General features: G+C 67.7%; 2 protein-coding genes and 1 pseudogene. All 3 read left to right on the forward strand.

What is annotated here, in order from left to right; genetic code table 11:
* Positions 1-22: 22 nt before the first annotated feature.
* Positions 23-136: a hypothetical protein gene (locus FVW27_RS16770; protein ID WP_424991887.1), complete on the forward strand. Its 114-nt coding sequence runs from the start codon at positions 23-25 to the stop codon at positions 134-136.
* Between the two features lie 138 nt (positions 137-274).
* Complete coding sequence (gene fliJ / locus FVW27_RS16775; protein ID WP_167127334.1) at positions 275-715, forward strand: flagellar export protein FliJ; 441 nt, start codon at positions 275-277, stop codon at positions 713-715.
* A pseudogene (locus FVW27_RS16780) lies at positions 672-1,054 on the forward strand (hypothetical protein); the annotation flags it as partial. The gene fliJ and the pseudogene FVW27_RS16780, both read left to right, overlap by 44 nt.

A 1,054-nucleotide genomic window follows, 5' to 3' on the forward strand; every position in this document is an offset into this window, starting at 1 on the left:
CGCCCTGCCCTGCGCCTGCGCCGTGGCCTGGCTGGCCGCGCTGGCCCGGCGCGAGGGCGGCCTGAACGGCGACTTTCTGGGGGCCTGCATCATTCTGGGCGAAATGTCCGCGCTGCTGGGCACCACACTCGCGTAGCGGGGCATCCCCGTACCGCTCAGCCCCACACGTCCGCCCGATGAGTTAGGCCCGGTATTTGCTACTTCCGGGTGGACCAACGCCGCACGACGACATTTCGACGCCAGCGGCCTGGTCACGCCCGAGAAAGGACCACGCATGCCCCCGTTCCGCTTCCGCCTGCAACAGGTTCTCGACTACCGGGAACAGTTGGAGGAGCAGGCCAAACTGGCCTTCGCCCGCGCCAAGACCGCCCACGAGGTGCAGCAGCGCCAGGTGGACGCGGTGCGCGCGGCCATTGCCGAAGCGGAGCGGAAACTGTACGAAGACGCGCGCCTTACGCGCGACGAACTCTGGCTGCAACGCAACTTCCTGCGCGGCCTGCGCGAAGACCTGACCCACGCCGAACTGCGCCTGCGTATGCTGGCCCAGATGATGGAACAGGCACGCAGCGATCTGGTGAAAAAATCGCAGGAACGCAAACTGCTGGAAAAGCTGAAGGACAAACAGGCGGCCCGCCATGCGCACGACGAACTCCTCCGCGAACAGCGTACCTATGACGAAACCGCAACGCTTCGCTTCGAGCCTCCGTCTTTCTAGGCTCTGCCGCTGGCTGCTCACCGCCGCCGCCATCAAGGTGGCGCTGCTGGTGGCCTTTGCCCTGGAACAGCCATGGCCCTTCGCCACCGCTGCCGCCCCGACCTCCGTGTCTGCCGTATCTGGCGTGTCTGGCGTGGCCGTTACCCCGTCCAGCACGCAGGCGGACGCCGCCACGCAAACCGCACAAGCCTTTCAATCCGGGCAATCCGGCCAGGATGCCGACTCCCAGCCCCTGGCGGCGGACATCGCCCGTGCCGTGGGCCTGACCGGCGCCGCGCCCGCGTCTTCTGCATCGGCAGCCGCCGCCAACGACGCGCGAGGCCGCATGAACCGCGAAGG

Origin of the sequence: Nitratidesulfovibrio liaohensis, assembly GCF_011682075.1 — a bacterium.
GTDB classification, from domain to species: Bacteria; Desulfobacterota; Desulfovibrionia; order Desulfovibrionales; family Desulfovibrionaceae; genus Cupidesulfovibrio; species Cupidesulfovibrio liaohensis.

Bases quoted from the DNA above. Each gene is read 5' to 3' on its own strand.
- fliJ (WP_167127334.1), top strand. From the start codon at position 275: ATGCCCCCGTTCCGCTTCCGCCTGCAACAGGTTCTCGACTACCGGGAA.